This window comes from Citrobacter sp. wls827 (genome assembly GCF_005280875.1).
Lineage (GTDB): Bacteria > Pseudomonadota > Gammaproteobacteria > Enterobacterales > Enterobacteriaceae > Citrobacter > Citrobacter youngae.
The window spans coordinates 1-7,623 of record NZ_SZWR01000036.1; the positions used below are offsets into that span (position 1 = coordinate 1).

8 protein-coding genes are annotated in these 7,623 nt (G+C 49.5%); 3 read left to right on the forward strand and 5 right to left on the reverse strand.

Going from position 1 to position 7,623, the window contains the following annotated elements:
• Nucleotides 1–243 precede the first annotated feature (243 nt).
• Both polA and FDX03_RS23790 read right to left on the reverse strand, forming a co-directional pair.
• Nucleotides 244–3,030 carry a DNA polymerase I gene (polA, locus tag FDX03_RS21965; RefSeq protein ID WP_137346582.1) on the reverse strand — a complete coding sequence of 929 codons (2,787 nt, stop codon included), beginning with the start codon at nucleotides 3,028–3,030 and terminating at the stop codon, nucleotides 244–246.
• A gap of 306 nt (nucleotides 3,031–3,336) precedes the next feature.
• Nucleotides 3,337–3,582 (reverse strand): hypothetical protein, encoded by a 246-nt coding sequence (locus FDX03_RS23790; protein WP_225807950.1) that lies wholly within the window; start codon nucleotides 3,580–3,582, stop codon nucleotides 3,337–3,339.
• Between FDX03_RS23790 and FDX03_RS21970 the strand changes: the two genes are divergently transcribed.
• Nucleotides 3,476–4,330, forward strand: coding sequence for an acyltransferase (locus tag FDX03_RS21970; RefSeq protein ID WP_233610891.1), 855 nt, complete (start codon nucleotides 3,476–3,478; stop codon nucleotides 4,328–4,330). The genes FDX03_RS23790 and FDX03_RS21970 overlap by 107 nt on opposite strands.
• Nucleotides 4,331–4,342: 12 nt before the next feature.
• Here FDX03_RS21970 and dsbA read toward each other — a convergent pair whose 3' ends face one another.
• The 3 genes from dsbA to FDX03_RS21985 all read right to left on the reverse strand — a co-directional run bounded on the left by dsbA (nucleotide 4,343) and on the right by FDX03_RS21985 (nucleotide 6,315).
• A complete protein-coding gene (dsbA, locus tag FDX03_RS21975) occupies nucleotides 4,343–4,966 on the reverse strand; it encodes a thiol:disulfide interchange protein DsbA (RefSeq protein ID WP_003028621.1) in 624 nt (207 codons plus the stop codon).
• Between the two features lie 16 nt (nucleotides 4,967–4,982).
• The gene (locus FDX03_RS21980) at nucleotides 4,983–5,969 is read right to left on the reverse strand and encodes a serine/threonine protein kinase (protein ID WP_101741987.1); all 987 of its coding nucleotides are present in this window, start codon (nucleotides 5,967–5,969) and stop codon (nucleotides 4,983–4,985) included.
• A gap of 76 nt (nucleotides 5,970–6,045) precedes the next feature.
• A complete protein-coding gene (locus tag FDX03_RS21985; RefSeq protein ID WP_003028616.1) occupies nucleotides 6,046–6,315 on the reverse strand; it encodes a YihD family protein in 270 nt (89 codons plus the stop codon).
• Between the two features lie 69 nt (nucleotides 6,316–6,384).
• Between FDX03_RS21985 and mobA the strand changes: the two genes are divergently transcribed.
• Both mobA and mobB read left to right on the forward strand, forming a co-directional pair.
• The gene (gene mobA, locus FDX03_RS21990; RefSeq protein ID WP_137346583.1) at nucleotides 6,385–6,969 is read left to right on the forward strand and encodes a molybdenum cofactor guanylyltransferase MobA; all 585 of its coding nucleotides are present in this window, start codon (nucleotides 6,385–6,387) and stop codon (nucleotides 6,967–6,969) included.
• Nucleotides 6,966–7,475 carry a molybdopterin-guanine dinucleotide biosynthesis protein MobB gene (gene mobB, locus FDX03_RS21995; protein ID WP_137346584.1) on the forward strand — a complete coding sequence of 170 codons (510 nt, stop codon included), beginning with the start codon at nucleotides 6,966–6,968 and terminating at the stop codon, nucleotides 7,473–7,475. Before mobA ends, mobB begins: the two co-directional genes overlap by 4 nt.
• The last annotated feature ends 148 nt before the right edge of the window (nucleotides 7,476–7,623 follow it).

Here is a 7,623-nt window from a genome sequence, read left to right on the forward strand (position 1 = left end):
GTCATTACTGACTGGGGCGGCTAAAATATTCAGCCAAATCCGATTACGTGAAGTAAAAGGTCTGAAAGATAGAACATCTTACCTCTGTACCCTACGTGAATAACTTTACTCTTTTTTAAGCAGCTCAGAAAGCACTTTTTGTAATTTTTTTTCATTCCTTACATAGGGAATTCTAATGGACATCACAAAAAGCTCTATCTTATGTTGCTTAGTTACGAAAAAGAGCCGTTATTCAGTAAACCCTTAGTGCGCCTGATCCCAGTTCTCACCACTACCGACTTCCACCAGCAATGGCACATCAATTTGCGTCTCGTTTTCCATCAGCTGATAGATCTTTTTCGAGACGCTTTCGAGGTCATCTTTATGCACTTCAAACACCAGTTCATCGTGCACCTGCATGATCATACGCACACGCGGTTGCTCGGTTTGCAGCCATCCGTCCACCGCAATCATCGCTCGTTTGATAATGTCTGCGGCAGTACCCTGCATCGGGGCGTTAATTGCCGCGCGTTCTGCACCGGCGCGGCGAGCGCCATTACTGGATTTAATGTCCGGTAAATAGAGGCGACGACCTTCCAGCGTTTCAACGTAACCCTGCTCTTTTGCCTGTGCACGCGTTCGTTCCATATATTCCAGCACGCCAGGGTAGCGCTCGAAGTAGAGATCCATGTACTTCTGTGCTTCTTTACGCGGAATATTCAGCTGACGCGCCAGACCGAAGGCGCTCATGCCATAGATCAGACCAAAGTTAATGGCTTTTGCGCTGCGGCGTTGTTCACCAGTCACGGAATCCAGCGGTAAACCAAAAACTTCTGCCGCCGTTGCACGGTGAATATCTTTCCCTTCGGCAAACGCGGTAAGCAGGCCTTTATCGCGCGAGAGATGCGCCATAATACGCAGCTCGATCTGCGAGTAGTCCGCAGAGACAATCACGTAGTCTTCTGGTGCGATAAATGCCTGGCGAATACGACGACCTTCATCGTTACGTACCGGGATGTTTTGCAGGTTAGGATCGGTTGAAGACAAACGTCCGGTCGCCGTGACAGCCTGGTGATATGAGGTATGCACTCGTCCGGTTTTTGGGTTGATCATCAACGGAAGCTTATCCGTGTAGGTCGACTTCAGTTTTGCTAACCCACGATATTCCAGGATAACTTTCGGCAACGGATAATCCAGCGCGAGCTCTTCCAGCACCTCTTCTGACGTTGATGGCGCGCCGCCAGGGGTTTTCTTCAGCGGCTTAATACCTTGCTTTTCAAACAAGATAGTTTGCAGCTGCTTGGTGGAAGACAGGTTAAACGCTTCTCCGGCAATCTCGTGCGCTTTTTGCTCCAGCTCGTTCAAACGCAGCGTCAGCTCTTCTGAATGCTTGTGCAGAACAGCCGGATCGATTTTCACACCATTGCGCTCAACGCGGGACAGAACCGGGACCAGCGGCATATCAATATTTTCGAAAACATTTAGCGGCCCTTTGTGCTTCTGCAGTTCTGGCCACATCTTCAGATGCAACTGAAGCGTAACATCGGCATCCTCTGCGGCATAGCGCCCGGCCTCTTCCAGTGCTATCTGGTTAAAGGTCAGCTGGTTTTTACCTTTCCCGGCAATCTCTTCAAAGGTGATGGTTTTATGTTTCAGCCAGCGATCTGACAGGCTGTCCATGTCGTGTCGGCCTGCAACACTGTTAAGAATGTAGGATTCGAGCATGGTGTCAAAGGTGATGCCGCGAAGCTCGATGCCATAGTTCGCCAGGATACCGCGATCGTACTTCAGGTTTTGCCCAACTTTATGCGCGTTCTCATCTTCCAGCAGCGGCTTCAGGAGCGCCAGCGCGCGGTCGCGAGAGATCTGATCGGGGGCATCCAGGTAATCATGAGCGACAGGAACATACGCAGCCACACCTGGCTCAATGGCAAAAGACAGGCCAACCAGATTCGCGGAGATGTTGTCCAGGCTGTCAGTTTCAGTATCAAAGGCAAAGACGGGCGCTTTCTTCAGCTTTGCAATCCACTCTTCCAGCGTTGCTTCGTCCAGAATCGTCACATAATTGTCGTAGGAAAGCACCGTGGCAGGTTCCTCAGGCGTTTCATCGACAACGATGGTCTCCTGCGGTTTAGCTGCCGGTTTCGTCCCTTTCGCCTGTAGCCATTTACCGGCTTCAACGTCAGTAACCCAACGCTTGAATTCATACTGTTTAAACAAGCCCAGCAGTTCTTCTGCTGCTGGTTGGCGCACTTCCAGCTGCTCGCAGGTTAATTCCAGCTCAACATCCGTTTTGATGGTAGCCAGCTTATACGAGAGATACGCCACTTCTTTATTCTGCTCGAGTTTGCCTGCCATGGTTTTGGCACCACGGAAGCTCAGCCCTGCTATTTTGTCGGATTCCGCATAGAGAGTATCCAACCCACCCAGCCCCTGCAGCAACGCCTGAGCCGTTTTTTCACCCACGCCTGGTACACCTGGAATGTTATCTGAGGAGTCCCCCATCAGCGCCAGGAAATCGATGATCAATTCAGGCGGAACACCGTACTTATTTACGACCTCATCCGGACCAAGGATCGTATTAGTCATAGTGTTGATGAGGGTGATATTCGGCGTCACCAGTTGAGCCATATCTTTATCGCCGGTGCTAATCAGTACCGGACGCCCCACCTTCTCTGCCTCACGTGCCAGCGTACCGATGACATCGTCCGCTTCCACGCCTGAAACCGCCAGCAATGGCAGCCCCATCGCTTTTACCATCGCATGCAGAGGTTCAATCTGCGCACGTAAATCGTCCGGCATTGGCGGGCGGTGCGACTTATAGTGTTCGAATAATTCATCACGGAAGGTTTTACCCTTAGCGTCGAATACCACCGCTGCATGCGTAGGTTGATATTGCAGAATCAAGCTACGCAACATGTTGAGGACGCCGTACATCGCACCAGTAGGCTCTCCTGCGCTGTTCGTCAGCGGCGGGAACGCGTGGTATGCGCGATACAGGTAAGATGAACCGTCTACAAGGATAAGTGGGTTTTCTGGGATCTGAACCATAATGTCCGTGCCTGTTTATCAGATTATGGGTAAAGGATGCCACAGACAGGATGAAAACATGAGTTTTTCGCCGCATTTGTCGAAAATCTTTTGCAGATCTTCTGCGTTGCTCGCAAAGCGTGCTGTGGATAACTTTGTGAATAAATAATTTTCAGCTCTTTAAATGTAGCAACAAAATTATCACTTCATAATATTTTTATATAAATTTCAAAGCATTAAATAAAGACACAGCATTTTATTCCATTTTTAAAGCTTATATCCTGATGTGGATAGATATTCCTGTTTTTTCTATTCAGCGAAGATCCATCATTTGGTTCGTTTTCTGATAAAATCAGCCCCTTGCGCCTCATTTAGCGCACTATCTATGGCTAACCTTTTGAATAATTTAATTATGACGAGAATACTCGCTGCGATAACGCTGTTGCTGAGTATCGTATTGACCATATTGGTCACGATTTTTTGTTCTGTGCCGATCATCCTTGCAGGGGTTGTAAAACTCCTTTTGCCCATTCCTGTCGTCTGGCGCAAGGTTTCTGTCTTCTGTAATTTCATGATGTATTGCTGGTGTGAAGGTCTGGCGCTACTGCTGCACCTTAATCCACGATTAAAGTGGGATATCGAGGGGCTGGAAGGTCTTAGCAAGAAAAATTGGTATCTGCTCATTTGTAACCATTACAGCTGGGCTGATATCGTTGTGCTTTGCGTTCTATTCCGTAAGCACATCCCGATGAATAAATACTTCCTCAAGCAGCAGTTAGCCTGGGTACCCTTTATTGGCCTGGCCTGCTGGGCGCTGGATATGCCGTTTATGAAACGCTATTCGCGTGGTTATCTGCTTCGCCACCCGGAACAGCGCGGTAAAGATGTCGAAACAACGCGTCGTTCCTGCGAGAAATTTCGTGCGCATCCAACAACCATTGTGAATTTTGTTGAGGGTTCACGGTTTACCAAAGAAAAACGCGAGCAAACCCGTTCACCCTATCAAAACCTGCTTCCTCCCAAGGCGGCCGGTATTGCGATGGCCTTGAACGTCCTGGGGTCACAGTTCGATAAAATGTTGAACGTCACGTTGTGCTATCCGGAAAACAGCAGCCGACCGTTCTACGATATGCTGAGCGGTAAGTTAACGCGGATTGTCGTGCGGGTGAATCTGGAGCCAATCCATGAAGAGTTGCACGGTGATTACGTAAACGATAAGGGATTCAAGCGTCGGTTTCAGCTATGGCTAAATACGCTGTGGAGTGAGAAAGACGCGCAGCTCGATGCAATTAAAGCCTCAAATAAAAAAGCCGGTCAGTGACCGGCTTTTCTTTTACTTCTGACCGACCAGATACTTCACGGTATCCGCATACTGTTGTACAAAGATATCCATGCTGCTGGTGTCCATACCCTGCGGGTTGACCTGATATTTGCCATTAACAAACATCGCCGGCACGCCCTGCAGCTGCAAGTCAGCCGCCGCTTTTTCCTGCTGCGCCACGAGTGATTTCACCACGAAGCTGTTCCATGCCGCATCATAGTCTTCGCCTTTAATACCTGCGTCGACAAACACTTTGCGGATATCTGCAACAGATTGAACGGTCTGAGTTTTCTGAACCCCTTCAAACAGCGGAACAGTGACCTGATCTTCAACGCCCAGCGCCATAGCAACCGCCCATGCCTGCGTCAGATCTTTACCCAAAGGCCCCAGAAATTCGACGTGGTATTTGGTCATCTTGGTGCCTTCCGGCAGCTTTTTCTTCACATTATCAGACACGTGAAGCACTTCTTCAAACTGGTAGCAATGTGGGCAGTAGAAGGAGAAAAACTCCAACACCTGCGGTTCACCCGCAACAGGCTTTTCCAGTGTGATGTATTGCTTACCATCCTGGAACTGCGCTGCCGATGCGCTAAAAGCTAAAACCATACCAGCCAGCGCCAGCCATATTTTTTTCATGTTCAAGTTTCTCCGATTAATACATTGGCGTTAATTGTAAGGGGGGCTCTTGCAGAATTTTTGCCTGCTCAATAAAGGTCGCAGTCTGACGATGCCAGTAATCTTCCCCGGTTAACCACGGGAAGTTTTTTGGAAACGCAGGGTCAGCCCAACGTCGAATTAGCCAGGCAAGATAATAAACTAAACGCATAGCGCGTAAAGGTTCTATCAGTCCGATTTCAGAAGTATCGAACTCACTAAACTCTTCATAAGCTTCGATAATGGTTTCAAGCTGCATGCGTTGTTCAGCTTTATCGCCATTGAGAAGCATCCATAAATCCTGAACAGCCGGACCATTACGAGCATCATCTAAATCGACAAACATCGGGCCATCGCGCCACAAAATATTACCGGCATGGCAATCACCGTGCAGGCGTAATGTGTTAAAACGCGTATGCCAGCGATCGGTAACGAGTGCGATCAGCGCATCCGTTGCCTTAAGGAAGGCCGCTTTTTGCCCTGATGGGATCAGCGGTGCGTGTTCAAAAACGTTACGCGGCTCAGTCAGATACTCTTCAAGGCCAATCGTTGGGCGAAAGGCAAAAGTACGCTTGCAGCCGGTCTGATGCATACGCCCCAGATAGCGACCCACCGCCTCCATCTGATCGATGTTGTCGGCCTCAAACTGTCGCCCGCCAACGCTGGGGAAGATCGCATAATGAAAACCCTGATGACTTAACAGCGTTTGGCCGTTTAGTACTAGCGGCGCAGCTACCGGGACTTCATCGCTCACCAGTTCCAGAGCAAACTGGTGTTCTTCCTGGATCTGATCGACAGACCAACGTTCAGGGCGATAAAACTTAACGACAAAACGTCGACGGTCTTCGTCCTGGAATTGATAGACACGGTTTTCATAGCTGTTAAGCGGGGTAAGCCCGGAATCCACCCGGATCCCCTGCTCAAACAGTGCATCCATGATGGTATCCGGGTGTAGCGTCTGGAAATTAAAAGCGTTGTCGTTCATCCCATCATCCGGAAAATACTACGAATGATTCAGGATATCATTTCGCAGCGCTTTCGGTGGTGGCGATTACAAGCTTTTACTCTTTAATTACGCCACGTGCGCGGAGTAGTGCAGTTTTAAAATCTTCTTCATAATCTTTCTGAATACCTGGGATGACCGCGTCTTTCGCCGAGTCACGCATTTTCAGGTGATAGATCAGAATGTCATCAGTTAAATCCGCCAGTTCGCCGTCAAAACCTGACTCTTGCGCCAGTTTCTGTAAAAATTGCATCAGGTTGAGATCGGGTTCCTTCTGCCAGGCAGGCTGGAGGAGTTCAATAACTTCATTCAGACGTTTACATTTCATGGTTGTGCTCCTTAGGCTCAATACGGATACGTTAGCAGGGTCAATCCCACATTAAAAGAGGCGATATCAGTGATTCTGGATAGTGCAATAACAGGGGTTGTGCTGGCTGGCGGTAAGGCCAGACGGATGGGCGGAACCGATAAAGGTTTGCTTGAGCTGGACGGTAAACCTCTTTGGCGACATGTGGCCGACATTCTCGCTTTGCAGGTCGAAACCGTGGTGGTTAATGCCAATCGCCACAGGGATATATACCAGCAAAGCGGCCTGAAAGTTATTCCCGATTCATTGGCCGATTTCCCTGGCCCACTGGCCGGGATGCTATCGGTATTCCTGCAGCAAACGGGGGAATGGTTTTTGTTCTGCCCGTGCGATATGCCCTATATTCCTCACGATCTGGCCGCTCGTTTAAAAGAGCAGCGCAAAGCTGCACCGGTTGTCTGGGTGCATGATGGTGAAAGAGATCACCCAACCATTGCGCTGATGCACCGCTCTATGCAGCCTTTGCTGCAGGATTATCTTCAGTCCGGTGAAAGACGCGTCATGGTCTTTATGCGTCTGGCTGGCGGTCATGCTGTCAATTTCAGCGATCATAAAGATGCATTCGTAAACGTGAACACCCCCGAAGAACTCGCAAAATGGCAGGAAAAATCATGATCCCATTACTCGCTATTGCGGCCTGGAGCGGTACGGGGAAAACCACGCTGTTGAAAAAATTGATTCCGGAACTGTGCGCCAGAGGTATTCGTCCCGGATTGATTAAGCATACACACCACGATATGGATGTCGATAAGCCAGGCAAGGATAGCTATGAGCTACGTAAAGCCGGAGCGGCGCAAACGCTGGTTGCCAGTAAGCAACGTTGGGCGTTAATGGTTGAAACACCTGAAGAGCCCGAACTGGACCTGGCCTATCTGGTTAGCCGGATGGATGCTTCGACGTTAGATATGGTGCTTGTTGAAGGCTTTAAGCATGAACCTGTCGCGAAGATATTGCTGTTTCGTGAAGCGGCAGGGCACAGCATTGCTGAGTTGTCTATTGATGAGCACACTATTGCGGTGGCCAGCGACGCTGCGCTGGATGTAGGTGTGCCGGTTCTGGACCTCAATGATCTAAACAGCATCGTCGAGTTTATTGTTAGTTGGCTGCGTACCCACCCGTAGGCCAGATAAGGCGAAACTGCCATCCGGCAATGTGCACCGGGCGTGCCTGACGGCGCTACGCTTATCAGGCCTACAACAGCCTGGTTATCCGGGAATACAGACGCAAAAAAGCCCATCCGTCAGGATGGGCTTCTTCACTTTAATTGAT